The following is a 23,972-nucleotide window of genomic DNA, read 5'->3' as shown; positions in this document are numbered from 1 at the left end:
GGCGCACGGGTGCGCTCTACGGTGGCTGACGTGGCCACCACGACGACAGGAGACCGGGTGAGCGGTGCAACCGACGCGTCGGCGCCGAAGTCACTGCGCGAGACCGCGTACAACGAACTGCGCAAGCGAATCGTCAACCTGCAACTCACCCCCGGCCAGCGTCTGATCGAACGCGACCTCGCCGCGGAACTGCAGGTGTCCCGGATCCCACTGCGCGAGGCCCTGCACCTGCTCCAGACCGACGGACTCGTCGTGATCGTCCCCCGCCGCGGCGCCATCGTCGCCCCCTTCGGCGTCGACGAGGTCCGTGACCTCTTCGACGTCCGCGAGAGCCTCGAAGTGCTCGCGGCCCGCCTCGCCGCGCAGCGGGCCGACGACTCCCACCTCACGGCACTGCGTGACCAACTCGCCGCGGCACGAGCCGCCACCGCCCGCGACGACAAACCCGCCATCGCCGCCGCGAACGCCGCCTTCCACGCCGTCATCGTGGACATGTCCGGCAATCCCCTGCTGCAGTCGATGCTGCAACCGCTCGCGACGCGCGTGCAGTGGTTGTTCCACCTCACGAAGGAACGCGATCCCGGACAGCAGTGCGACGAGCACGCCGAGCTCTACGACGCCATCGCGGCGGGCGACGCCGACCACGCCGCGGAGATCGCGTACCGGCACGTGGCGTCGGGTCGCGAACCCAGCCTCGAGCTGGCCGAACACTGGTCTGCACCGGCGATCGACCCGGTGGAGGCCACCCGCACGAGGCAGCGCACACCCCGCAGGAAGGAACGATCGGGAAACGAGGAAGCGTAGCGCGCAGCCGAATCCGGGACGGGATTTACCCGCGCGTGTCCTGCCGCGCGGGCTGTCACGAATGAATTACAGTTGCCGGGGTGCAGAGTCGCGAGCCGGCGCGATAAGGAGGTCAACGTGCGAGAGCTTCGAGTGATCGGTCTCGAGCCCGATGGATCGCACGTCGTGTGCGCAGATGCCAGTACCGGCGAAAAATTCCGGCTTCCCGCCGATGACAAACTCCGCGCCGCATCCCGCGGGGACATCGCTCGACTCGGCCAGATTGAGATCGAAATGGACAGTCAGCTCAGGCCCCGAGAAATCCAGGCCCGCATCCGTGCCGGCGCCTCCGTCGAACAGGTTGCCGACGAGGCCGGTATCCCCCTGGCGAAGGTGGAGCGTTTCGCGTACCCGGTTCTGCTCGAACGTTCCCGTGCAGCCGAGATGGCGCAGGGCGGACACCCGGTGCGCGACAACGGCCCCGCCGTTCCCACTCTCGCCGAGATCGTCACGCAGGCGTTCCGCGCGCGGGGCCACAACATCGACGACGCCACCTGGGACGCGTGGCGCGACGAGGACAATCACTGGGTCGCCCAGCTGCAATGGCAGGCCGGTCGCACCACCAACGCGGCGCACTGGCGGTACCAGCCGGACGCGCACGGTGGCACCATCGTGGCCCTCGACGACACCGCGTTCGACCTGATCGACCCCGACTTCGGCCGTCCGCTGCGCGGATTGGCGCCGGTGGCGTCCGACGAACCGGAGCAGCTCGAGCTCGCCGAGTTCCCCACCGAGGTGGAGGTGCCGACGATCGAGCCCGAGGAGATCATCGAGGCCGACGTCGCCGAGCAGCCCGAGGACGAGCCCGCTTCGCCCGAGGAGCCTGCCGCACCCAAGATCGCCCCACACCAGACGAACAACAAGGACAAGCGCGGCAAACCCGCCCTCCCCTCCTGGGACGACGTCCTGCTCGGCGTCCGCAGCAGCGGACGCTGACCGTCGGCGCGGTAAGCAGGCCGAGAACACGGTCGGGGTCGTACTCTTTCAGGAAGACACCGGAAGAGGGGGATGACCGTGGGGGCCAAGGTATCAACGATCTGGTACGTCGACGTCCCCGACCCCTCGGCTGTTCTGCGCGCTCACCCCGAGCCCGACCTCGCTGCGGCGCGGCGACTCGCCGCCCGCCTCCATCCCGATCTGGCGGCCACCCCCACCGGCCCGGTTCCGCTGGCCGAGGCCGCGCGACTCGACGCCGCCGGGACCGTGCATATCGGTACCTACGCCGGCGTCACCGTCGTGTGCGGGCCCGACCTTGCCGTTCCCCGGCCGTCGACCCTGCCCGGAACCCGCATCCGGCCCACCGAATCCGCGAAGACGTACTACGTCGCATCCAAGCCCGACATCGCGTGGGGCTCGTTCGCGATGTGGGAGGACGGGCACCTGATCCGCGCGTTCAGCGCGACGCCGGTGCACATCCACGAGGACCTCGGCATCCCCCTGGTGTGGGAGCGACCGTTCTGGGCGGGCGACTTCCCGCTCGAGCACCCGCCGGGCGTGCTGCCCGACCCGCAGTCGCTGCCGTTCCACCCGCAGCAGTTCGCCGAGGGCGCCAACCGGGAATGGCTGAACTTCCGGTACACGGGCGCCCCGGAGGGCACCGAGATCGACCCGAAGGAGATCACCGTGCTCGGGTTCGCCGTCCACCTGCCCGGTGAGGGTCCGGTCGAATCTCCCGCCGAGGTAGAACAACCTGCTGAGGTGGAACAACGCGCCCCCGAGCCGGTTCCCACGCCCGCTCCACCGCCGCCCGCTCGAAAGGGCGGACTGCTCCGCCGCTACTTCGGCTTCTGACGCCTGCCGGAGTCAGGCGGCCCCGACGAGCAGCGCCGACCAGCCGGCGAGAACTCCGGCCGCGGCGCCGTACACCAGCCACCGCCACACCGGTGTCCGGCGCAGTCGCCACACCGACGGCGCGACCCCGGCCACCACGATGAGTTCGAGGACCACCGCCAGCGCGGGATTGATCCGGGCGAGCTGCGAGCCGAACGCCATGATCGCGACGGCCACCACCGCCGCGGCGAACGCTGCCACGAGAAGTCCGGTGAACCACGGTGTTTCCGCCGGCGGCGGATACGCGGAATGAGGGGGCAGCATCCTCACCTGCCCGTGCGGACGCGCTCGTAGAACGCCATCGCCGCCGCCGTCGCGACGTTGAGCGAATCCGTTCCGGGCGCCATCGGGATGCGGGCACGAATGTCGGTGGCCCGCATGGCATGTTCGGTGAGTCCGGGCCCTTCCGCGCCCAGCAGCAGCGCCACCTTCTCCCCCGTCATCGCCTCGGCCAGCGTCACCGCCTCGGGGTTCGGGGTCAGCGAGATCAGTTGGAACCCCCGCTCCCGCAACGCGTCCAGATCGTGCGGCCACTTCGTCACGTGCGCGAACGGAACCCGGAGGACGTGCCCCATCGACACCCGGACCGCCCGGCGGTACAGCGGGTCGGCGCACCCCTTGCCGAACACCACGGCGTCGACGCCGAGCCCCGCGGCGTTGCGGAACATCGAGCCCAGGTTCTCGTGATCGTTGACGCCCTCGAGCACCGCGACCGTGCGGGAGTGCTCGAGCACGTCCGACAGTTCGAGGGGTGCGGGGCGACGCGCCGCCGCGAGCACACCCCGGTTGAGGTGGAACCCGACGACCTCGGCCATGACGTCCGCCGTCGTCCGGTAGAACGGCACGTCCACGCCGTCGAGATCGTCTGCCAGTTCCTCCAGCCGCCGATCGACGCCGAGCAGACCGATCGGGTCGAACCGGGACGCCAGCAGTCGCTGCGCCACCAGCACACCCTCCGCGATCACCAGACCCTTGCCCTCGGGGAGGTCGGGACGCCGGTCCGAGGAGTTGAGATCGCGGAAGTCGTCCAGCCTGGTGTCGGCCGGATCTGTTATGTCGATGACGTGAACCACCGGTCCATATTGCCGTATGCGGGGCGTCACAGCGTTGACTCCCCTCCGCGGGGCGCGAAAGCTCGAAGGAATGAAGCACCTGCACGGACGCACGGCTCTGGTGACCGGCGCCTCCGGCGGTCTCGGCCGCGTCGTCGCCCGGGCTCTGGCCCGCGAGGGTGTCGCCGTCGCGGTGTCCGGCCGGCGTGAGGACCGACTCGCGGAACTCGTCGCGGAACTGCGTGCGCTCGGTGCGCGCGCCGAGGCCGTGCCCGGGGACCTGAACCGACTGGACCTGGTCGATACGCTGATCGAACGCACCGAGGCGGCGGTCGGCCCCCTCGACGTCCTGGTGAACAACGCGGGTGTGGAGAACGTCTCGGCCTACACCCGGCTGGATCCCGCCGAGCTCACCGCCATGGTCGACGTAAATCTCACCGCACCACTGCTTCTCACCCGCCGGGTGCTGCCCGGGATGCTCGACCGCGGCCTCGGTCACGTCGTGTTCGTGTCGTCGCTGGCAGCGAAGATCGGTCCGGCGTACTGCGCGCCGTACGCCGCGACGAAGGCCGGCCTGGTCGGTCTCACCCAGTCGCTGCGCGCGGAGTACGCGGGCGCACCGGTCGGCTTCTCCGTCGTGTGTCCCGGGTTCATCGCGGGCGACGGCATGTACCAGCGGATGACCGAACGCGGAATCAGGGCCGGCCGGATGGCGGGCGAGACCAGCATCGACAAGGTCGCCGCCGCCGTGATCCGGGCGATTCGGCGGGACCTGCCGGAGGTCGTCGAGAGCGGAGCACCGATCCGCCCCCTGCTCGCCCTGGCCCAGATCGCGCCGGGACTCGCCGAGCGGGTGGCCGCGCGGTTCGGCGCCACCGAGATGTTCCGGCGGTTGAGCGAGGACCGCGGCCGGGTGGAGCCGGATGGTTGACGGCATGCTCGGTTGACGGCGTGCACCGTGGCCCGAGTCGGGTACCGGGGCGTGGGCACTGATCTAGGCTCGCGGACGTGAGTGATTCCACGCCGACGGTCGGTTCGCCTTCGGAACTGGCGCGGGCGCTGGACGCCACCGGTTACCTCGCCGACGACGGCGTCGCGATGGCCGCGTTCCTCGCCATACGTATGGGACGGCCCCTGTTCTGCGAGGGCGAACCCGGCACCGGCAAGACGTCGCTCGCGGCCGCGCTGTCGGAGGCGTTCGGCCTGCCGCTGATCCGGTTGCAGTGCCACGAGGGCATCGACGCCGCGCAGGCGCTCTACGACTGGGACTTCCCGCGGCAGCTGCTGCACCTGCGGACGCTGGAGGCGGCGAGCGACGGATCGCTCGAGGCCGACACCGTCGAACGCTCCCTGTACACCGAGCGATTCCTGCTGGCGCGGCCCCTGCTGCGGGCCCTCACCGAAGCGCCGTGTGTGCTGCTCGTCGACGAGATCGACCGCGCCGACGACGAGTTCGAGGCGTTCCTGCTGCAGGTCCTCGACGAGAACGCCGTCACCATCCCCGAACTCGGCGACGTGCGGGCGGCGACACCGCCGCTGGTGGTGCTCACGTCCAACCGCACCCGCGAGGTGCACGACGCCCTCAAGCGCCGCTGCCTGTACCACTGGCTCGAACATCCGGATCTGGCGCGGGAGGTCGCGATCCTGCGCCGCCGCCTCCCCGGCATCGGGGCCGAACTCGCCGGTCAGGTCGCCCACGCCGTCCGCTCCCTGCGCGAGATGGAACTGCTCAAGCCGCCGGGGGTGGCCGAGTCGCTGGACTGGGCGCGTGCACTGCAGGAACTCGATCGGGACGTGCTGGACGCGGAGACCGCAGCCGCGACGCTCGGCGCCGTCCTCAAGTACCGCGAGGACCTCGAACGCGTGGCCCGGGCGGGACTGGACCGGCTCCTGGCGGGGTGAGCACCGTGCCCGCGGCCCCGGACGCCGGCGACCCGCTGGTGGGGTTCGCCGGGTTCGCGCACGCCCTCGCGGCGGCGGGACTGCCGGTCGCGTCGGACGCCGTCGCCGCATTCACGCGGGCGCTCCGCCAGGTGGATGTGGGCGACCCGGGTCAGGTGTACTGGGCGGGTCGCGCGACCCTGTGCCGCGGCCCCGACGACATCCCGCGGTACGACGCGGCGTTCGAGGGCTGGTTCGGCGGTACCGTGCCGTTGCACACGCCGCGGTCCGGGGAGCAGCCCCGACGGGCCAAAACCGCCGCTCTGACCTCGACGGACGGCGGCGACACCGGTGGGGACGCACCGCGGCTGAGGGTCGCGGCCGACGACGCCGAGGTGTTGCGCCACCGGGACATCGCCGACCTCACCGCGGCCGAGCGCGCGCACCTCGCCGAGCTGATCGCCACCCTGCCCCCGCGGCCCCCGACCCGCCCGGCCATCCGGATGCGCCCCGCCCGCCGGGGCGCCGTCGATCCGCGGCGCACGGTGCGGGACATGCTCGCGGCGGGCGGCGAAGCGGTTCGGCCGAGCCACCACCGCAAGGCCACCCGGCCGCGCCGGATGGTGCTGCTGATCGACGTGTCCGGATCGATGAGCCCGTACGCCGACGCGCTCCTGCGGTTCGGTCACGTCGTCGCGCGGAGCAACCCGGCGGGCACCGAGGTGTTCTCGCTGGGCACCCGGATGACCCGGCTGTCCCGGGCGCTGCGGGTCCGCGACCCGGAAGTGGCACTGGCCGCCGCGAGCCGGGCCGTGCCCGACTGGGCGGGCGGCACCCGCCTCGGCGAGACGCTGTGCGCATTCCTGGACCGCTGGGGGCGCCGCGGCGTGGCCCGCGGCGCCGTCGTGGTGATCTTCTCCGACGGCTGGGAGCGCGGCGACCCGACCCTGCTCGCGGAGCAGATGGCTCAGCTGCGCCGGCTCGCCCACGCCGTGCTGTGGGTGAATCCGCACGCCGGCGCGGACGGATACGAACCGGTGCAGTCCGGGATCGTCGCCGCGCTGCCGTATGTCGACCGGCTCCTCGCCGGCCACAGTCTCGCAACGCTGCAGGAATTGCTCGAGGTGGCGCGCCGGACGTGACCGATCCGGAAACGGTTCCCCGATTCGGGGTGTTGTTCGGGCCCGGTCGGCGCAGAGTAGGACGTATCACCTGAGGCTCTCGGCTTTGGAGGCGCGATGCGCATCACCGTCACCGTCGACGGAACGGCATACACGGACGACGTCGAACCACGACTACTCCTCGTCCATTATCTTCGGGACCGGCTCGGCAAGGTCGGCACCGTCATCGGCTGCGACACCGGGAACTGCGGGGCGTGCACCGTTCATCTGAACGGTCACAGCGTCAAGTCCTGCTCGGTGCTCGCCGTGCAGGCCGACGGCGGTGACGTCCTCACCATCGAGGGCCTGTCCCGCAACGGGAAATTGCACCCCGTGCAGCAGGCGTTCCGCGACAACCACGCCCTGCAATGCGGCTACTGCACACCCGGCATGATCATGCAGACCCTCGACCTGCTCGCCGAGGAACCCGACCCGGACGAGCGGACGGTGCGGCTGGGGTTGGAAGGCAACCTGTGCCGCTGTACCGGGTACCAGAACATCGTCAGCGCGGTGCAGGACGCGGCGCAGCGGTTGCGCGGCGGCAGCACCGCCGAGGCACCGAAGGACGCGAAGACCGACACCGCGCCGGGAGGTGTGCGATGACCGCCACCACCGAACCGGAAATCGGCAAGGCCCGCAGACGCAAGGAAGACGAACACCTGATCACGGGCCGCACCCGCTGGACCGACAACCTCGTCCTGCCCGGCATGCAGCACCTGGCGATCCTGCGCAGCCCGTTCGCGCACGCCCGCATCACCGGAATCGACACCTCCGCCGCCCGCGACCTGCCCGGGGTCGTCGCCGTCCTCACCGGCGCCGACCTCGCCGACGAACAGGGCAGCCTGCCGTGCGCCTGGCCGATCACCCCGGACATGAAGTCGCCGCCCGCCCCGTCCCTTGCGGTCGACCGGGTGAACTTCGCAGGCGAGGCCGTCGCGGTCGTGGTGGCGCGCAGCGCCTACGAGGCGCACGACGCACTCGAGGCGATCGACGTCGAATACGACGACCTGCCGGTCGTGCTGGACCTCGCGGCCGCGGCCGCCGACGGCGCCGACCTCGTGCACCCCGATCTCGGGACGAACGTCAGCGCCACCTGGACCTTCGATTCCGCGGAGGCCGGTACCGGCGGCGACGTGGAGGACGCCATCCGCGACGCCGAGGTACTCGTCGAACGCACGTTCCGGCAGCAGCGGCTCATCCCGGCGTTCATGGAACCCCGCTCGGTGGTGGTCGACCCGACCGGCGCCCAGATCACGATGTGGTCGGCCACGCAGATCCCCCACATCCTGCGGCTCATGCTCGCGATGACGCTCGACATCCCGGAGCACAAACTGCGCGTCGTCGCCCCGGACGTCGGCGGCGGTTTCGGCGGCAAACTGCAGGTGACACCCGAGGAGGTCATCGCGCTGCTCGTCGCGCGGCGACTCGGCAAACCGGTCAAGTACACCGAGTCCCGCAGTGAATCGATGGTCGCGGCCCATCACGGTCGCGACCAGATCCAGAAGCTGACGCTGGCCGCCCGCCGCGACGGCACCGTCACCGGCATGAAGGTGGAACTGCTCGCCGACATGGGCGCGTACCTGCGGCTGGTGACCTCGGGGGTGCCGATCCTGGGCGCGTTCATGTTCAACGGCATCTACAAGTTCCCGGCGTATCACTTCACGTGCACCAACGTGTTCACCGACAAGGTGCCCACCGACGCGTACCGCGGGGCGGGGCGACCGGAGGCGACGTTCGCGATCGAACGGATGATGGACGAACTCGCGACCGAGTTGTCGCTCGACCCACTGGAGTTGCGGGCGAAGAACTGGATCACCCACGAGGAGTTCCCGTTCGACACCGTCGCGGGCCTGACATACGACTCCGGCAACTACGAGGCCGCGACCGCGCACGCGCGGGAGTTGTTCGACTACGACGGCCTGCGCCGCGAGCAGGCGGAGCGCCGCGAGCGGAAGGACCCGGTGCAACTGGGCATCGGGGTGTCCACGTTCACCGAGATGTGCGGGCTGGCGCCGTCGCGCACCCTCGGTGCGCTGGCCTACGGGGCCGGCGGGTGGGAGCACGCGGCGATCCGGATGCTGCCCACCGGCAAGGTCGAGGTGGTCACCGGTTCCTCCGCGCACGGCCAGGGCCACGAGACCGCGTGGAGCCAGGTGGTCGCGGATCAGCTCGGGGTTCCGTTCGAGGACGTCGAGGTGCTGCACGGCGACACCCAGACCTCGCCACGCGGGATGGACACGTACGGTTCCCGGTCGCTGGCGGTCGGTGCGATCGCGGTGGTGAAGGCCGCCGAGAAGGTGATCGCGAAGGCCAGACCCATCGCGGCGCACCTGATGGAGTGCGCCGAGGACGATCTCGAGTTCACCGACGGCCGGTTCCGGGTGAAAGGCACCGAGAAGGCGGTCGGCATCGCCGACGTCGCGCTCGCGGTGTTCGCCGCGCACGATCTGCCCGACGGTGTGGAACCGAACCTGGACTCGGAGGCGGCGTACGACCCGGAGAACTTCTCGTTCCCGCACGGCACGCACCTGTGCGCGGTGGAGGTCGACACCGAGACCGGGAAGGTCGGCATCCGCTCCTACGTGTGCGTCGACGACATCGGGCACGTGGTCAACCCGCTGATCGTGGAGGGGCAGGTGCACGGCGGACTCGCGCAGGGCATCGCGCAGGCCCTGTACGAGGAGGCGGTGTACGACGAGTCCGGCACCCTGCTGTCGGGTTCGTTCGCCGAGTACTCGGTTCCGTCGGCGGCGGATCTGCCGTCGTTCACCACGGGCCGCACCGAGACCCCCGCCACCGGTAACCCGCTGGGCGTCAAGGGGGTAGGCGAGGCGGGGACGATTGCGTCCACCCCGGCCGTCGTCAACGCCGCCCTCGACGCGGTCCGGCAGTTCGGGGTGCGTGACATCGAGATGCCGTTGACGCCGATGCGGGTATGGCGTGCCGTCCACACCGCTCAGGAAGGTGCCCGATGATTCCGTCGAGCTTCGATTACGTCGCCCCGACCTCCGTCGACCAGGCAGTGGCCGCGCTCGCCGAGGCAGGCGAGGACGCCAAGATCCTCGCGGGCGGGCAGAGCCTGCTGCCGGTCCTGCGGCTGCGGCTGTCCTCGCCGAGCGCCCTCGTCGATCTGGGCCGGATCGGTGAGTTGCGCGGCGTGCGCGAAGACGGGGACAGCATCGTGATCGGCGCGATGACCACGTACTACGACGTGATCCGCAACCCGCTCGTGCACGAGCACGCACTGCTGCTCGTCGAGGCCGGCCGCACCGTCGCCGATCCGCAGATCCGGCACCGCGGCACGCTGGGCGGTGCTCTCGCGCATGCCGATCCGGCGGGTGACCTGTGCGCACCCGCGCTGGCCCTGGACGCCACCCTGACCGTGGCGGGCACCGCGGGCAGACGAACCATTCCGGTCGCCGACTTTTTCGAGGGTTACTACACCACCACGATGCGACCGGACGAGATCCTCGTGGACGTGCGGATCCCGAAACACACCGGCTGGGAGGCGCGGTACGAGAAGTTCAACACGGTCGCGGAGGCCTGGTCGATCGTGGGGGTGGCCGCGACGATCCAGGTGGACGGCGGCACGATCCGGCAGGCGCGGGTGGCGCTGACGAACATGGGGTCGGTGCCGGTGCGCGCCCGCGGCGTCGAGGACGCACTCGTCGGCAAGGCCGCGGACCCGGAGTCGATCCGGGCGGCGGCCGAGCACGCCGCCGAGGGCACCGACCCCGTCACCGACGGCAACGCCGACGCCGAGTACCGCACCCACCTCGCGAGAGTGCTCACCCGGCGGGCCGTGGCGACGGCGGTCGGCGTCTGAACGGCCCCGGCCGTCAGGACCGTGGGTCGCGGCTCGCCTCCACCGCCTGTTCGGTGGCGTCGCAGACCACGACGGGGCGCGGTTCGGGCACGTTGCGCAGTTCGATCACCGGGAGGTGGCGTCCGGCGACCGGTCTGCGCACCTTGATCCACACCCGCTGGTGCCGCATCAGGTACAGCGCCGCGCCGATCCCGCTGACCAGGGAGATCGCGCCGCCGATCACAAGCGGGGCGCGGGGGTCGAGGACGTCGGCCAGCCATCCCAGAACAGGACTGCCCAGCGGGGTGCCGCCGAGGAAACAGAGCATGTAGATGCCCATCACCCGGCCGCGCATCTCGGACGGCACGGACATCTGCAGGATGTTCATCGCCGCCGTCGTGAACGTCAGGGTGAGCGCACCGGTCGGGACGAGCATGATCGCCACCAGCGCATACGTGGGCATCACTCCGACCAGGATCTCGAACGCCCCGAACGCGGCGGCGGCCCCGAGGAACGTGCGCAGCCGGGGCGGGGTCCTGCGTCTCGCGGCGATCGTGGCGCCGGCGAGCGTGCCCACGGCAAGGGTGGTCGACAGCAATCCGTACGCGTCCGCACCGCGCTCGAACGTGTTGCGGGCGAGGACGGCGAGACTGATCGGGAAGTTCAGCCCGAACGTCGACACCATGAAGATCGCCACCATCAGCACCCGCAGGTCGGCGCGGCTCCACACGTAGCGGAAACCCTCCCGGACCTGCCCTTTCCCGCGTTCCGCCTGAGGTGCGGTGAACAGGTCGCGGGCGTTCATCATCAGCAGGGCGATCAGCACGCCGGTGAACGTGCCGACGTTGAGCAGGAACACCCAGCCCGTGCCGATGAGGGTGATCAGCACACCGGAGATCGCCGGGCCGATGATCCGGGCCGTGTTGAACGTCATGGAGTTCAGGGCGATGGCGTTGGGCAGCGAGTCCTTGCCGACCATCTCGATGGTGAACGACTGCCGCGCCGGCGCGTCGATCGCGGACGCGCAGCCCATCAGGAACGCGATGAGATAGACGTGCCACAGGGCGACCAGTCCGCCGACGTCGAGCAGGCCGAGCACCAGTGCGCACAACGCCATCGACACCTGTGTCGCGATGAGGATGCGCCGCTTGTCGTACCGGTCGGCGAGGACGCCGCCCCACACGGACAGAAACAGGGTCGGGCCGAACTGCAGTGCCATCACGATCCCGACCGCGAGAGCGTTGCCGTTCGACAACGTCAGGACGAGCCAGTCCTGCGCCACCCGCTGCATCCACGTGCCGACGAGGGAGACGATCTGCCCCGACGCCCACAACCGGTAGTTCCGGGTGCGGAGAGCGACGAACATGCCGGTCTTCGGCTGGTCTGGGGCAGTGGTCTCGGGTTCGGGCGGCACCCTTCCATCTTGCTCCCGTCACCGGAGTGCCTTCGACCTGCCCCTGCGCGCGCCTCGGTGGCCGGGCGACTGGAGGTGCCGATTGCGTTCTCCGGCAGATGATTTGCTGCGCGACTTCGCGGGAATGAAAACCTACCCGGGATACGGGGAGCCGAATGCCGTTGTACTACTGGGCAGCTGCCGATCAGCCGCGGCGGTTCACTCCGAGTCGGCGACGATGGACGTGATGATGCCGACCGCGTCGCGGAGGGTCTTCAGCTGAGACTCGTCGAGCCCGGACAGCCGCTCGTTCATCCACGCCTCGCGGGCGTGGGTCTCGTCGGCGATCAGCGCGTGACCGGCGTCCGACAGCGTGACGATGATCTGGCGTCCGTCGGTGGGATGCGGTGCCCGCTCGACCAGTCCCAGTTCGACCAGCGACGCGATGACCCTGGTCATCGACGGCGGCTGCACCTTCTCGCGGGCCGCGAGATTGCCCGGCGTCATGGCGCCGTCGCGGGCGAGGGTGGCCAGTGCCGACAGCTGGGTCAGCGATACCTGGGCGTCGACGCGGCGCCCACGCAGGTGACGCGTGAGGCGCACGACAGCCAGGGAGAGGTCGCTGGCGAGTGCTCGCGTATCCGTGGTCACGGGAATGACAATACGGGACCGATCGGCCGCCGTTTACGTTACTGCGTCGGTGATCGGACCGACCGCGAAGTAGGCCACGAACAGAAGCGCCACCACCCACATCAACGGGTGAATCTTCTTGATACCACCGCTCGCAGCATTGAGCACGACCCACGAGACGAATCCGACGCCGATGCCGTTGGCGATCGAGTACGTGAACGGCATGACGATGATGGTGAGGAACGCGGGCAGCGCGATCGAGAACTTCGTGAAGTCGATGTCCCGGACCTGGCCGATCATCATCGCGCCCACCACGACCAGCGCGGGCGCGGCCGCCTCGATCGGCACCACCGAATACAGCGGGGTCAGGAACATCGCGGCCAGGAACAGCAGTCCCGTCACCACATTCGCGAGTCCGGTGCGGGCGCCCTCGGCGATACCGGAAGCGGATTCCACGAAAACCGTGTTGGACGACGCGGAGGCCCCGCCGCCGACGATCGCGCCGGTGCCCTCGACGACGAGGGCCCGTCCGATGTTGGGCAGGTTGCCGTCCTCGTCCGTGAGGCCCGCCTCCTTGCCGAGCCCGGTCATCGTGCCCATGGCGTCGAAGAAGTTGGCGAGCACGAGCGTGAACACCAGCAGGCTGGCTGCGAGCACGCCGATGCGGGTGAACGCCCCGAAGATGCTGACGTCGCCGACGAGGCTGAGGTCCGGAAGTTCCGCCAGCACTTCGGGAGCAGCCGGGACGCTGAGGTTCCAGCCGTGGGGGTTCACGCCCAGCGACGGTCCGACGCCGGCGACGGCCTCGATGATCGCGGCCAGCACGGTGGTGACGACGATGCCGATCAGCAGACCGCCGCGCACCTTGCGCACCACCAGGACACCCATCAGCAGCACGCCGAACACGAACGTCAGGGTCGGCCAGGAGGAGATCGATCCGTTGATGCCCAGGCCGACGGGGACGGTGGTGCCCGCGACGTCGGGGATGCGCCGCACGAACCCGGCGTCGACGAGACCGATGAACGCGATGAACATGCCGATACCGGCGGCGATGGCGGATTTCAGCTCGGCGGGAATGGCATTGAAGACGGCCGTCCGGAAACCGGTGAGCGCCAACACGACGATGATGACACCGTCGATCACGACGAGACCCATCGCCTCGGGCCAGGTGACCTGCGGCGCGATGGTGACGGCGAGGAGACTGTTGATGCCGAGGCCCGCCGCGATCGCGAAGGGGTAGTTCGCGACGACCCCGAACACGATGCTCATCAGTCCCGCCACCAGGGCTGTGACCGCGGCCACCTGGTTCACGGGGAGGATGTTGCCGAGGACGTCCGTCTTGGCGACGGCGTCGTCCGGGGAGAAGCTGCCGAGGATCAGCGGGTTCAGCACCACGATGTACGCCATCGCGACGAACGTCACCACACCGCCGCGAATCTCCGCGCCTACCGTCGAACCACGCTCGGTGATCTTGAAGTAGTTGTCGAGCAGTTTCGGAGCAGCACCCATTGTTCAGTCCCCATCGCCAGAAGTCGCGCGTCGCCCTTGGAGATTAGGGCACCACGGCGAGGGTAGCGTTCATTCGGTGAACGAAACCGCAGATCGCCGACCCCTCACTCAGCGCCTCGCCGACCCGCGACCTGCGCTGATACTGGGCACCACTCTGTGGGCGGTCGCAATGGTCGTGGTGATCGTCACGGGCGGCCGGTGGTCGGATGCGCTTCCGACGTGTATAGCCGGTGTCGTCGTCGGATTCCTCGGGTACGGATTGTTCGCGTTGCAGAGGCGGGCGGCGCGGCGCGGCAGCCGCGGGGCCCAGCAGGGACTGCTCGAGTGATACAGCAGGGACTCGATCTGTCCTAGGCGCGGCGGGGCCGGGTGCGGGTCAGCAGGATCCAGAACGCCGCCCACAGCGCGCCGAAGGCCCACCCGGCGAGGACGTCGGTCATCCAGTGCGCGCCCAGGTAGACGCGCGACAGCCCCACCGCCAGCGGGTACAGCACCAGCAGGAAGACGAGCGTGATCCGGACGTGCCGCACCAGCACGTCCCGGAGCACGACGGCGACGAGCACGCCTGCGAGGATCGCGGTCATCATCGCGTGACCGGACGGGAACGAGAACGACGAGATCTCCACCAGCCGATCCGGCAGTGGGGGACGCTGCCGCTCGAACAGATTCTTGAGCGCGGTCATCACGGCCAGACCCGACAGCATCGCGCCGGCGACGAGGACGGCCTCCCGCCGGCGGTCCTGCAGCAGGAGGGCCACCGTCAGGACGGTGGACACGATCCAGGCTGCGACCGTTCCGCCGCTGTGCGTGATGACGGTGACGACGTCGATCAGCCAGGGTGTGCGCTCCTCGACCGCGCTGTCGAGAATGCTCTGGTCAAACGACACCGGCGGCGCCCCACGTGCCCTCGGCCCAGGACTCGGAACAATGCGTGGTGCCCTGCTCGTCCACCCACCACGGGACCGAGATCTCGGCGTCGACGGCGCCCGTGAGCTTGACCGTGAGCCGGGGATGGACGGCGACGCGCCCGCGGGGCAGGTCGCGGCCGAGTGCGGCGAAGGCGAGCACCGCGGCGGGTTCGCGATCCCACGTGGATTCCCGTCCGGAACCGGTGACGGTGCCGCGGATCGCCGCGGAGGCGAGCGGGACGTCCAGCAGATCGGCGAGCGACTCGGCGGTGTCCAGGCTCCCCACCACCAGGCGCTCGCGCGGCACGGCGGCGGCCAGCCACGGTTCGTCCAGGACCAAGGAGTCGGCGGGGTCGACCAGGGTGCCCGTCAGGCCGCGCACGTGTTCGGGCAGGTGAAGTTCCTCGAGGTCGAGGAGGTGCCCGGCCGCGGCCGCCGCCAGCAGGCTGTGGGTCCGCGCCGTCACCGCCGGGGTCGGCTCGCGATCCGGATCGGCCAGTCGGTCCAGCAGTAGCTGCGCGAGTTCCGGTGAATCGACCGTCGCGGGCGCCAGCGCGGCGGCGAACACGGCGGATTCCGGGTGCTCGACGGGGTCGAGCAGACCGGCGAACGTCTCGTCGGCGGGGTCGCGGAGCAGACCGAGCACCTGACCGTCCAGTTCGGCGTTGTGCCGCAGCCACCAGGCCGTGTACCCGGCGCGGTCGGCGAGCAGCGGACGCGTCGCCGGGTCCCGGGCGAGCATCGTCAGCGCCTGCGGCCAGCGGTCCTCGTCCACCAGGTCCAGGTCGCGTACCGCCCCCATCACGTCGGGGTCGTCGTCGAGCGTGTCCCACCAGCGGTCCTCGTCGTCGAGGTCGTGGTCGGGACCGGTGGGGAGTTCGGCGCGCAGCACGGTGAAGCCCCAGCCGACGCCCACGGCGCGGAGGGCGTCCTCCCCCACCCGCTCGGCGAACGCGGAGTCCACGCACGTGAACGGCGAGTCGTCCACCAGGACCTCGGCGAGTGGCGCACCGGGCAACAGCAATTCGTCCGCCCCGCGCAACTCCCCGTCGACATCCGGCAGGGGCAGCAGACCGAGCCACGACGGCAGAACGCCGGGATCGACGCGGCCCGCGAGGGCGAGCACCGCGACCGACAGTTCCTCGGCGGCCGCCGCGTCGTCGTGGTCGAGGTCCTCGATCTCGGCGCGCAACGCCGGATCCGAGAGCAGGTCGACGGCCGTGGCCGTCTTCGCGCCGAGCCGCGACAACAGCGGGTGCGCGGCGTCGGGGTGGACGAGCCTCGTCCAGTCGACACCCAGCACTCCGTCGATGTCGTGACCCAGCAACACCGTTCGCGGGCCGGTCACCGTGCGGCCGTCGGACAGCGGAACCGGGATCGACGCCAGTTCCTCCGCCGCGAGGGCGTCGACGGCCAGCGGTTCGAGCGCCGCGTACAGGCGCTGCCACCAGGACGGTTCCCGTTCGATGCCACTGAGCAGTTCGGTGAGGCGGGCCAGACCGAGGCGGTGGGCGTCGACCGCGGCCAGTGCAGGCGCCCAGCGGGGGCCGGACAGATCCGGGACGACCAGGCCGTCGACGATTTCGGCGAGCAGTTCGGCGAGTTCGTCGGTGAGCCCGGGGACCACCGACGCCCGGCCGGGGGCCTTGTCCTTGCCGTCGACGGTCGGCAACCAGGGGTGCTCGCGGAGTTCGGCGACGAGATGGTCGCGCAGCGCCGAGTCGACCTCGCTGCGTGCGAACGCGGGGACGGGAACCAGCGACAGTCGCTGCTCGGGCGGCACCGCGGCCACGAACTCGGCGTATCCGGTGGCCAACTCGGCGATCGCGGCGCCCGGCAGGATGCGTCTGCGGTCGGGTTGCATGGCGATGTCCGCGACGAGGATCGCGGGTACCGACAGTTCCTCGTCCGAGCGGGTGGGGGCGCGCAGCACGTCCTCGGTGACGGGTGCGACGACGCCGTCCCGGACCGGGACGAGCCAGCGTGCGCGCCCGGACTCGTACTGCCACCAGCGGTCGTCGCCGATCGCGACCTCGGTCAACCCGGACTCGAGTGGCCGTTCGCGTCGGCGGAACTGCTTGTCGCCCACGGTGATCGAGACGAGCGCCGGGAGCTCGAGCAGAAGGTCGGGGGCCTCGCGCGCCATGTACGCGAGCAGCGACTCGCCGTCCACGTCCTCGCGCAGCGTCAGCACGACTTCCGACGCCGCACCAGCGGCCGGGCGGGTCTCGGTGGGCCAGGCCAGCCGGAGGGCAGGCACACCCGCGCCCGGGTCGGCGCCGTCGAGGTCCCGCAGTTCCGACCTCGTGCGGTCCGCCGAGAACAGCACCGAACCGGACGTCGACCGCAGTTCGACCTCGTCGCTCACCGACAGCACCGCCGTGAAACCGACGCCGTAGCGGCCGACGGTCGCCCCGGACTTGTTCGACGCCCGCAGCGCGACCAGCGCCTGCACTCCCGGCTCGTCGAGCGGTGTGCCGGTGTTGGACACGCTGAGGACGCGTCCGTCGAGGTGCACGGACAGCTCGCCGGGCACTTCGGCGCGGGCCGCGGCGTCGGCCGCGTTCTGCGCCAGCTCGGTGAGGAGCCGGTCGCGGTAGCCGGCGCGGGCCAGATCGGATTCGGCCGCGGCGTCCTCCCGCAGGCGGGTCGGGGACGTGCGCCACGCGAGGAGCGTCGAATCCCTCAGGGCGGCGGTGCCGAAAGGATCGGCTAGCTGGTCGATGCGGATTCCTCGGCGTCGGTGACCTCGGCAGCAGCTTCCGTCTCGGGTGCGGCCCGCTCGACGACCTCGACGGCGCCGTCGTCGTACGCGTCGTACTGCGGCGAACCGGCGCCCGTGGGCAGCAGGGTGTCGGAGTGGGCGCCGCACCCGTAGGTCACGTCGACGACGTGCCCGTCGGCGGCCATCTCGTTGCCGCACACCCCGAACGCCCCGTGCAGGGAGCCGGCGAGCGGAAGGTAGAAACCGCACAACCCGCACGTCGACGGCGCGGCCTTGGCCATCTCGGAGTCGGGGCCGTAATCGCCGTCGTGCCAGCGCTGGGCGGCATCGAGACGACCCTCGAGGCTCATCGTCTGCTTGCGGCCCAGGCCCAGTTCGAGGGCGGCGTCGTCGATCTCGGGGTCGCCCGTCGCCACGTAGCCGGGGACGAGGCGGGGGTCACCGGCAGGCGGTGCCAGGAGATCGCCCGCGGACAGGTCACCGGGCCGAATCCGCTGGTCCCACGGAATCCATTCGGGTGCGACCAGCGCATCGGGTCCCGGGAGGAGGGCGAGTTCGCTGACGGTGGCACGGTCCGACTCGGGATCGGCGGCCACCACCACCGCCCACTGCCAGCCCCGGTAGCCCGGAAGGTCCGCAACGAAACGGTGAGTCGCGGCGCACTCGTCCTCGGACGTGACGCCCAGATAGTCGCCGACTCCCCCTTCCTGCAGTTCGACCACTGCGGTTCGGGCGAGCTCGACGGCGTCGGTCAGTACGGGACGCGCCACTGCGCGCTCGTCGGAAGAAGCAACACTCACACCACCAGTTTGCCGCACCACCGCAAGTGCGTGCCCACCTGGGCTGTCATGCTGGTCCGATGACCGGCCGGAGGCACCTCGTCCCAGCCCTGCTCGCGGTGGCGTGGACGGTCACCGCGTGCTCCCCGCAGAGTCCGGCGGCGGCGGGCGCGGCGGGCGCGAACCTCCGCGCGGAGATCGTCCGCACCGTCGACCACGACCCGAATGCGTTCACCCAGGGACTCGAGATCGACGGCACCGAACTGCTCGAGGGCACCGGCCGCCCCGGCGAATCCTGGGTGCAGGCCACCGACCTCGACAGCGGCACCGTCCGGGCGCGCGCCGAACTGCCGTCTCCCCTGTTCGGCGAGGGCATCACGGTGAGCGGCGACACGATCTGGCAGCTGACGTGGCGTGACGGGGTCGCCGTCGTCCGCGATCGCGCGACGCTCGCCGAACAGCGGCGGGTCCCGTTCGACGGCGAGGGGTGGGGCATCTGCGCATTGCCCGGCGCCCTGGTCACGAGCGACGGCTCCCCCACCCTCACGTTCCGCGACCCGGTCACGTTCGCGCCCCTGCGCACCGTGCAGGCGATGCAGGACGGAAACCTCGTCTCCCGGCTCAACGAACTCGAATGCGCGGACGACGGCGCGATCTACGCGAACGTCTGGACCACCGACGCCCTCGTCCGCATCGATCCGTCGGACGGACGGGTCACCGCGGAGATCGACGCCTCCGCCGTCCGCGACGCGCTTCCGCCCGGCCCGCGGGACGTCGACGTCCTCAACGGCATCGCCCAGATCCCGGGGACGGACCGGTTCCTCGTCACCGGAAAGTACTGGCCGGCCATGTTCGAGGTGCGGTTCGTTCCCTGACAGGCCGATCTGACCAGCATTGGCCGGGGTTGCTGTGGTCGCATGTCTCCCGACTAGGACAGAATTAGGGAGTGACCGGACCGCGCGAACCCAACGAGCCTGACGGCGGTCGGGCTCCTGACGAGAATCCCGGGCCCCCCGTCCATCCCGGCTACGACAAATACCCGCCCGCGGCACGCCCCGGCGGCCGGCGCACGCCGCTGCCGCCCCTGCATCCGGTCGGCGGCGGGCAGCGTCCCCGGTCCGACGAGGAGCGGGCGGACGCCCCCAAGGCGCCCCCGATGCCGCGCAAGCTCACCGTCACCCGGGTGGCGGCGATGCGCAGCCGGGAACTCACCAACAAAGGCATCGCGACGTTCCACCGGGCCGCCAAGGCGGACGGTGCGGACAAGTCTGGGCTCACCGCGCTCACCTACGCGGTGATGGCCAACAACGCGACCGACGCGGCCATCGCCGTCGCCTTGGCGAACACGCTGTTCTTCTCGGCCGCGACGGGCGAGGACAAGACGAAGGTCGCGCTGTACCTGCTGATCACGATCGCCCCGTTCGCCGTCATCGCTCCGCTGATCGGTCCGATGCTCGACCGCCTCCAGCACGGTCGCCGCGTCGCGCTGGCCACGTCGTTCGGACTCCGGACGATGCTGGCGATCGTTCTCGTCTTCAACTTCGACAGCTGGGTGCTGTATCCGGCGGCGCTCGGAATGATGGTGCTCAGCAAATCGTTCTCGGTGCTCAAGAGTGCGGTCACCCCACGTGTGCTGCCACCGGAGATCGACCTCGTACGCGTCAACTCCCGGCTCACCGTGTTCGGGCTTCTCGGCGGAACCATCGGTGCGGGCGCCCTCGCGGGAGCTCTCGCCATGGCCACCGGTTCCGTCGGCGCGCTGTGGCTGGCGGCCGTCATCACCGCCCTCGGCGCGTACCTCAGCATGCGGATCCCGTCGTGGGTCGAGGTCACCGAAGGCGAGGTTCCCGCGACCCTCACGTACCACGGCGACGAACACCCGACCGAGGTGATCGGACGCACCCGCGTGCTGCAACCCGAGGCCCCGGCCGCCGCGAAGACCGGCAAACGTCGGCAACCACTGGGCCGTGCGGTCATCACCGGGTTGTGGGGCAACAGCACCATCCGTGTGCTCACCGGGTTCCTCACCCTGTACATCGCGTTCGTCGCGAAATCGAAGACCGACCACGAACCGCTGGTCCAGGCCGCCATGCTCGGCCTGGTCGGCGCGGCCGCCGGCATCGGCAACTTCGCGGGCAACGCCGCGGGCGCCCGGATCAAGCTGGGCCGCCCCGCACTCATCGTGCTGCGCTGCACGGGCGCAGTGTGGATCATCGCCGTCCTCGCCGCGATCACCGACAATCTCCTGACCGCCGCCCTCGCCACGCTCGTCGCATCGGCCGCCAGCGCCCTCGCCAAGGTGTCGCTGGACGCGTCGCTGCAGCACGACCTGCCCGAGGAGTCGATCGCGTCCGGATTCGGGCGGTCGGAGACCGTTCTACAGCTGAGCTGGGTCGTGGGCGGGGCGCTGGGTGTCCTGCTGCCCACCGAATACTGGATCGGGTTCTCGGTGGTCTCCGCCGTCATGACCGTGGGGCTCGTCCAGACCGTCCTCACGTACCGCGGCAGCACCCTCCTGCCAGGGCTCGGAGGAAAACGCCCCGACCTGGCCGAACAAGAAGTGACCACCGAGCACCACTCGACCCACCGGGCCGACCGATCGACGGGAAATGTGAAGTAAGTGAGAATGCAGGCGCGAACCAAGAAGATCCTGGCACTGATCGCAGTGGGCCTGATAGTGGTCCTGGTGGCCTTCGTCGGAGTCGTCTACACACTGGTCCGCAACTCCTCGCCCCGCCTGCCCGAGATCACGGCCTTCGCGCACGACCGGGCCGAGCAGGTCGCCCCGCTCGGCTACTGCAACCTGTATCTCGAGGACTGCCAGACCGGCGACATCGCCGAACTCGACGTACCCCCCGGCTCGTCGCTGCAGCTGTCGTTGCCGCAGGAGATCGTCGACGCGCCGTGGCGCATGCTCATCGTGTACCAGGATCCTTCGGGCCAGCTCCTCGTCCAGGAACAGGCGCACCGCGCCGGTGAGACCCGCGCCGTGACCGTGCCGTCCTCGGAAGACCTGCAACTGGCCGGCGTCGAGATCCAGCTGCCGTCCGCCGTCGTCGACGAGCAGGGGCTCACGCAGGCCCGGGCCGCCTGGTCGATCAAGACCGCCTAGAACGACACGCTCACGAAAAAGGGCCCCGCGCTGTCACAGCGCGGGGCCCTTCTCGTCGGAGAAATCAGCTGTCGAGTTCGCGTGCGACGGCGCGGACCACCTCGGAGATGCGCTGGGCGGTCTTGCGGTCGGGGTACTTGCCCTTGCGCAGGTCCGGCTGGACCTTCGCCTCGAGCAGCGTGATCATGTCCTCGACCATGCCGTGCAGTTCGTCCGGCGTGTGCTTCTTGGCGGACGGCTCCTTGCGCGCGGCGTTCTGACGCAGCGACGGCGCAGGGTCGAGCACCTTCAGGCTCAGCGCCTGGGGTCCGCGTCGACCGGCGGCCATGCCGAACTCCACACGCTGACCGGCCTTGAGGCCCTCGACGCCCTCGGGAAGAGCGGACGAACGCACATAGACGTCCTCCCCCTCCTCCTGCGACAGAAAGCCGAAGCCCTTTTCGACGTCGTACCACTTCACCTTGCCGGTCGGCACCGCGTTCACCCGCTCATCACTTGGAGTGCAGTTGGTTGCACTTGGTATTTGTTGCACTTGGTATGCAAAACAGCGCGCCCCACCTCTGGTGCGGGACGCGCAGTGCCCACAGTCTACCTTGCACAGACCCCCTCCGGCATTCGGGTTTCCAGGCACTATCGTTGCTGGTGTGGCCCACGAATCGACTCCTTCGAGCACTCCTCAGACACCCCGGAGGGGCGACGGACTCCTGCGGGTCGCGCTCGCCCTCTTCGCGATCGGCTTCGTCGCGATCGTGGCGATCTTCCTGACCCCGGTGGTCTCCGATTCCGAACCGGGTCTCGTTCTCTACCTCATCGCCCTCGCCTGCCCGATCGGGTTCCTCCTCGGAATCGTCGCGGCACTGAGGCAGGGCAGACGCTCGCGCTGACACACCCGACCACCGGGGCATTCCCAACCACCGAGGGGACGATCATGAGAATTCTGCTCAACATCATCTGGCTGATCTTCGGCGGTCTGTGGCTGGCGCTGGGGTACTTCGTCGCCGGAATCCTGTGCTGCATCCTGATCATCACGATCCCGTTCGGCATCGCGTCGTTCCGCGTCGGCGTCTACGCGCTGTGGCCGTTCGGGAAGACCGTGATCGACAAGCCGACGGCCGGGGTCGCCTCCGTGATCGGCAACGTCATCTGGTTCATCATCGCAGGTCTGTGGCTCGCGATCGGGCACGTCGTCACGGCCGTCGCCATGGCGATCACGATCATCGGGATTCCCCTCGCCGTCGCGAACATCAAGATGATTCCCATCTCGCTGATGCCCCTCGGCAAAGACATCGTCGACGCACCGCGGTGATGTGAGCTTACTCACATAACGGCCCGATAACGGAAGGGCAACGGGACGGCGATACGCGCGTCCCGTCGCTACTAGCTGGGAAGAGTCCCGGCGTGCCCAATGAGGCCCCGCAACAGGCGAAGACACACCGCGTTATCAAATGGTGACACTGCGGCCTCGGCCCGTTACCGTCGTCACCGGCCGATGAAACATCGACCACGTCCGGCCCGCCGCGCCAAACCTCGTCCCGCGGGTACCGGAGTCCCGACGAAGCATTCCAGGGACGAGGACGGGGGACCCAAAGTCCTCCAGGGAACGCAAGTTCCCAGACGGACACCGGTCCGAATGTGCCTCGCACAGTCGGATCTTGGGGTGAAGCCAGACCCTCTCCAGCCAGGAGAGGCGAGGCCGGGCGACCTCTCAGCCCGAACCCGACAGCTGACCTCGCAGGCGCGTGTGGAGAGGATCTCTACCATCATGAGCGGACGCCATCGCAAGCCCACCACCACCGGCCGCACCGTCGCCAAGGTCGCCGTCACCGGCGCCATCATGGGCGTCGCCGGAGCAGCCTTCTCGGGCACCGCGAACGCGGCACCCGACTCCGACTGGGACCGCCTCGCGCAGTGCGAGTCCGGCGGCAACTGGGGCATCAACACCGGAAACGGCTTCCAGGGCGGACTCCAGTTCTCCCCGAGCACCTGGAACGCACACGGTGGAACCCAGTACGCAGCCACCGCCAACCAGGCCTCGCGTGAACAGCAGATCGTCGTCGCCGAGAAGGTCCTCGACTCCCAGGGCTGGGGCGCATGGCCGTCCTGCTCCTCGAGCCTCGGCCTGAGCAGCGCACCCACCCAGCGCACCGCCCCCGCCACCGTGCCCGAGGCCCCCGCGGCGCCGGCACTCCCGACCTCACGGGCGGCGTCCCCAGCACCAACGGCACCTCGCAGTACGCGGGCGTCGTCGACAGCGCGATCGAGGCCGTCAAGGCCCAGGGCATCGCGATCGATCCCCAGATCCTGCAGCTCATCGACGCGAACAAGGGACTGCTCGCGCAGTAATC

Annotated in this window: 24 protein-coding genes, 1 pseudogene and 1 riboswitch; of the genes and pseudogenes, 16 read left to right on the top strand and 9 right to left on the bottom strand. The window is 70.0% G+C overall.

Annotated elements, in window-relative coordinates; all coding sequences use genetic code 11:
- The first annotated feature begins 57 nt into the window (after nucleotides 1–57).
- The 3 genes from I1A62_RS35150 to I1A62_RS35140 all read left to right on the top strand — a co-directional run bounded on the left by I1A62_RS35150 (nucleotide 58) and on the right by I1A62_RS35140 (nucleotide 2,634).
- Nucleotides 58–804 carry a GntR family transcriptional regulator gene (locus I1A62_RS35150; RefSeq protein ID WP_124392702.1) on the top strand — a complete coding sequence of 249 codons (747 nt, stop codon included), beginning with the start codon at nucleotides 58–60 and terminating at the stop codon, nucleotides 802–804.
- A 117-nt stretch (nucleotides 805–921) separates the two neighbouring features.
- The gene (sepH, locus tag I1A62_RS35145) at nucleotides 922–1,779 is read left to right on the top strand and encodes a septation protein SepH (RefSeq protein ID WP_124392701.1); all 858 of its coding nucleotides are present in this window, start codon (nucleotides 922–924) and stop codon (nucleotides 1,777–1,779) included.
- 72 nt (nucleotides 1,780–1,851) lie between these two features.
- Entirely contained in the window at nucleotides 1,852–2,634 is a 783-nt protein-coding gene (locus I1A62_RS35140; protein ID WP_219456854.1) for a hypothetical protein, read from the top strand.
- A 12-nt stretch (nucleotides 2,635–2,646) separates the two neighbouring features.
- Here the strand turns inward: I1A62_RS35140 and I1A62_RS35135 are convergent, their stop codons facing one another.
- Both I1A62_RS35135 and I1A62_RS35130 read right to left on the bottom strand, forming a co-directional pair.
- Nucleotides 2,647–2,937, bottom strand: a complete 291-nt coding sequence (locus I1A62_RS35135; protein ID WP_219456853.1) for a DUF2537 domain-containing protein — start codon at nucleotides 2,935–2,937, stop codon at nucleotides 2,647–2,649.
- Nucleotides 2,938–2,939: 2 nt separating this feature from the next.
- Nucleotides 2,940–3,746 carry an RNA methyltransferase gene (locus I1A62_RS35130; protein WP_124392698.1) on the bottom strand — a complete coding sequence of 269 codons (807 nt, stop codon included), beginning with the start codon at nucleotides 3,744–3,746 and terminating at the stop codon, nucleotides 2,940–2,942.
- A gap of 70 nt (nucleotides 3,747–3,816) precedes the next feature.
- Here I1A62_RS35130 and I1A62_RS35125 point away from each other — a divergent pair, with 70 nt between their 5' ends.
- The 6 genes from I1A62_RS35125 (at nucleotide 3,817) to I1A62_RS35100 (ending at nucleotide 10,592) form a co-directional block, all read left to right on the top strand.
- On the top strand, nucleotides 3,817–4,656 hold the full coding sequence (locus I1A62_RS35125) for an SDR family oxidoreductase (protein WP_124392697.1): 840 nt from the start codon (nucleotides 3,817–3,819) through the stop codon (nucleotides 4,654–4,656).
- 77 nt (nucleotides 4,657–4,733) lie between these two features.
- Nucleotides 4,734–5,627: a MoxR family ATPase gene (locus I1A62_RS35120; protein ID WP_124392696.1), complete on the top strand. Its 894-nt coding sequence runs from the start codon at nucleotides 4,734–4,736 to the stop codon at nucleotides 5,625–5,627.
- Nucleotides 5,624–6,748 carry a VWA domain-containing protein gene (locus I1A62_RS35115; protein WP_257890613.1) on the top strand — a complete coding sequence of 375 codons (1,125 nt, stop codon included), beginning with the start codon at nucleotides 5,624–5,626 and terminating at the stop codon, nucleotides 6,746–6,748. The genes I1A62_RS35120 and I1A62_RS35115 overlap by 4 nt, the downstream gene beginning before the upstream one ends.
- Nucleotides 6,749–6,844: 96 nt before the next feature.
- Nucleotides 6,845–7,369, top strand: a complete 525-nt coding sequence (locus I1A62_RS35110) for a (2Fe-2S)-binding protein (protein WP_124392695.1) — start codon at nucleotides 6,845–6,847, stop codon at nucleotides 7,367–7,369.
- Nucleotides 7,366–9,741 (top strand): xanthine dehydrogenase family protein molybdopterin-binding subunit, encoded by a 2,376-nt coding sequence (locus I1A62_RS35105; protein ID WP_219456851.1) that lies wholly within the window; start codon nucleotides 7,366–7,368, stop codon nucleotides 9,739–9,741. The genes I1A62_RS35110 and I1A62_RS35105 overlap by 4 nt, the downstream gene beginning before the upstream one ends.
- Nucleotides 9,738–10,592, top strand: coding sequence for a xanthine dehydrogenase family protein subunit M (locus tag I1A62_RS35100; RefSeq protein WP_218270437.1), 855 nt, complete (start codon nucleotides 9,738–9,740; stop codon nucleotides 10,590–10,592). The genes I1A62_RS35105 and I1A62_RS35100 overlap by 4 nt, the downstream gene beginning before the upstream one ends.
- A gap of 13 nt (nucleotides 10,593–10,605) precedes the next feature.
- Here I1A62_RS35100 and I1A62_RS35095 read toward each other — a convergent pair whose 3' ends face one another.
- The 3 genes from I1A62_RS35095 to I1A62_RS35085 all read right to left on the bottom strand — a co-directional run bounded on the left by I1A62_RS35095 (nucleotide 10,606) and on the right by I1A62_RS35085 (nucleotide 14,103).
- A complete protein-coding gene (locus tag I1A62_RS35095) occupies nucleotides 10,606–11,937 on the bottom strand; it encodes an MFS transporter (RefSeq protein ID WP_219461598.1) in 1,332 nt (443 codons plus the stop codon).
- Between the two features lie 246 nt (nucleotides 11,938–12,183).
- On the bottom strand, nucleotides 12,184–12,615 hold the full coding sequence (locus tag I1A62_RS35090; protein WP_072944816.1) for a MarR family winged helix-turn-helix transcriptional regulator: 432 nt from the start codon (nucleotides 12,613–12,615) through the stop codon (nucleotides 12,184–12,186).
- A gap of 33 nt (nucleotides 12,616–12,648) precedes the next feature.
- The gene (locus tag I1A62_RS35085) at nucleotides 12,649–14,103 is read right to left on the bottom strand and encodes an NCS2 family permease (RefSeq protein WP_087557600.1); all 1,455 of its coding nucleotides are present in this window, start codon (nucleotides 14,101–14,103) and stop codon (nucleotides 12,649–12,651) included.
- Nucleotides 14,104–14,179: 76 nt separating this feature from the next.
- On the opposite strand from I1A62_RS35085, the gene I1A62_RS35080 reads away from it, so the two are divergent.
- Complete coding sequence (locus I1A62_RS35080) at nucleotides 14,180–14,431, top strand: DUF2530 domain-containing protein (RefSeq protein WP_219456849.1); 252 nt, start codon at nucleotides 14,180–14,182, stop codon at nucleotides 14,429–14,431.
- 22 nt (nucleotides 14,432–14,453) lie between these two features.
- Here I1A62_RS35080 and I1A62_RS35075 read toward each other — a convergent pair whose 3' ends face one another.
- The 3 genes from I1A62_RS35075 to I1A62_RS35065 form a co-directional block, all read right to left on the bottom strand.
- Nucleotides 14,454–14,990, bottom strand: coding sequence for a phosphatase PAP2 family protein (locus tag I1A62_RS35075; protein ID WP_124392691.1), 537 nt, complete (start codon nucleotides 14,988–14,990; stop codon nucleotides 14,454–14,456).
- A complete protein-coding gene (locus I1A62_RS35070) occupies nucleotides 14,980–17,547 on the bottom strand; it encodes an ATP-binding protein (RefSeq protein WP_124392690.1) in 2,568 nt (855 codons plus the stop codon). The genes I1A62_RS35075 and I1A62_RS35070 overlap by 11 nt, the downstream gene beginning before the upstream one ends.
- A gap of 176 nt (nucleotides 17,548–17,723) precedes the next feature.
- Entirely contained in the window at nucleotides 17,724–18,557 is an 834-nt protein-coding gene (locus tag I1A62_RS35065; RefSeq protein WP_219456847.1) for a DUF3027 domain-containing protein, read from the bottom strand.
- A 38-nt stretch (nucleotides 18,558–18,595) separates the two neighbouring features.
- Here I1A62_RS35065 and I1A62_RS35060 point away from each other — a divergent pair, with 38 nt between their 5' ends.
- From I1A62_RS35060 to I1A62_RS35050, 3 genes are all read left to right on the top strand, one after another.
- A complete protein-coding gene (locus I1A62_RS35060; RefSeq protein WP_219456845.1) occupies nucleotides 18,596–19,390 on the top strand; it encodes a glutaminyl-peptide cyclotransferase in 795 nt (264 codons plus the stop codon).
- Between the two features lie 71 nt (nucleotides 19,391–19,461).
- Nucleotides 19,462–21,135, top strand: coding sequence for an MFS transporter (locus I1A62_RS35055; RefSeq protein ID WP_124392687.1), 1,674 nt, complete (start codon nucleotides 19,462–19,464; stop codon nucleotides 21,133–21,135).
- Nucleotides 21,136–21,141: 6 nt separating this feature from the next.
- Nucleotides 21,142–21,627, top strand: coding sequence for a DUF2771 domain-containing protein (locus tag I1A62_RS35050; RefSeq protein WP_072944833.1), 486 nt, complete (start codon nucleotides 21,142–21,144; stop codon nucleotides 21,625–21,627).
- Nucleotides 21,628–21,691: 64 nt separating this feature from the next.
- On the opposite strand, the gene I1A62_RS35045 is transcribed toward I1A62_RS35050, so the two are convergent.
- Complete coding sequence (locus tag I1A62_RS35045; RefSeq protein ID WP_005255275.1) at nucleotides 21,692–22,102, bottom strand: cold-shock protein; 411 nt, start codon at nucleotides 22,100–22,102, stop codon at nucleotides 21,692–21,694.
- Between the two features lie 169 nt (nucleotides 22,103–22,271).
- Here I1A62_RS35045 and I1A62_RS35040 point away from each other — a divergent pair, with 169 nt between their 5' ends.
- The 3 genes and pseudogenes from I1A62_RS35040 to I1A62_RS46905 all read left to right on the top strand — a co-directional run bounded on the left by I1A62_RS35040 (nucleotide 22,272) and on the right by I1A62_RS46905 (nucleotide 23,970).
- Complete coding sequence (locus tag I1A62_RS35040; RefSeq protein ID WP_124392685.1) at nucleotides 22,272–22,511, top strand: hypothetical protein; 240 nt, start codon at nucleotides 22,272–22,274, stop codon at nucleotides 22,509–22,511.
- 44 nt (nucleotides 22,512–22,555) lie between these two features.
- Nucleotides 22,556–22,933 (top strand): YccF domain-containing protein, encoded by a 378-nt coding sequence (locus I1A62_RS35035; protein ID WP_124392684.1) that lies wholly within the window; start codon nucleotides 22,556–22,558, stop codon nucleotides 22,931–22,933.
- 234 nt (nucleotides 22,934–23,167) lie between these two features.
- Nucleotides 23,168–23,381, top strand: a riboswitch (cyclic di-AMP (ydaO/yuaA leader).
- An 8-nt stretch (nucleotides 23,382–23,389) separates the two neighbouring features.
- Nucleotides 23,390–23,970, top strand: a pseudogene (locus I1A62_RS46905) (transglycosylase family protein).
- Nucleotides 23,971–23,972 lie beyond the last annotated feature (2 nt).

The organism is Rhodococcus sp. USK10 (genome assembly GCF_019378875.1).
GTDB lineage: Bacteria > Actinomycetota > Actinomycetes > Mycobacteriales > Mycobacteriaceae > Rhodococcus_F > Rhodococcus_F pseudokoreensis.
The sequence above is the reverse complement of the archived record's forward strand: the minus strand, read 5'-3'. Positions and strand labels throughout refer to the sequence as shown.

Bases quoted from the DNA above. Each gene is read 5' to 3' on its own strand.
- I1A62_RS35140 (WP_219456854.1), top strand. From the start codon at position 1,852: ATGACCGTGGGGGCCAAGGTATCAACGATCTGGTACGTCGACGTCCCC.
- I1A62_RS35135 (WP_219456853.1), bottom strand. From the start codon at position 2,937: ATGCTGCCCCCTCATTCCGCGTATCCGCCGCCGGCGGAAACACCGTGG.
- I1A62_RS35125 (WP_124392697.1), top strand. From the start codon at position 3,817: ATGAAGCACCTGCACGGACGCACGGCTCTGGTGACCGGCGCCTCCGGC.
- I1A62_RS35110 (WP_124392695.1), top strand. From the start codon at position 6,845: ATGCGCATCACCGTCACCGTCGACGGAACGGCATACACGGACGACGTC.
- I1A62_RS35105 (WP_219456851.1), top strand. From the start codon at position 7,366: ATGACCGCCACCACCGAACCGGAAATCGGCAAGGCCCGCAGACGCAAG.
- I1A62_RS35100 (WP_218270437.1), top strand. From the start codon at position 9,738: ATGATTCCGTCGAGCTTCGATTACGTCGCCCCGACCTCCGTCGACCAG.
- I1A62_RS35095 (WP_219461598.1), bottom strand. From the start codon at position 11,937: ATGTTCGTCGCTCTCCGCACCCGGAACTACCGGTTGTGGGCGTCGGGG.
- I1A62_RS35085 (WP_087557600.1), bottom strand. From the start codon at position 14,103: ATGGGTGCTGCTCCGAAACTGCTCGACAACTACTTCAAGATCACCGAG.
- I1A62_RS35060 (WP_219456845.1), top strand. From the start codon at position 18,596: ATGACCGGCCGGAGGCACCTCGTCCCAGCCCTGCTCGCGGTGGCGTGG.
- I1A62_RS35050 (WP_072944833.1), top strand. From the start codon at position 21,142: ATGCAGGCGCGAACCAAGAAGATCCTGGCACTGATCGCAGTGGGCCTG.
- I1A62_RS35035 (WP_124392684.1), top strand. From the start codon at position 22,556: ATGAGAATTCTGCTCAACATCATCTGGCTGATCTTCGGCGGTCTGTGG.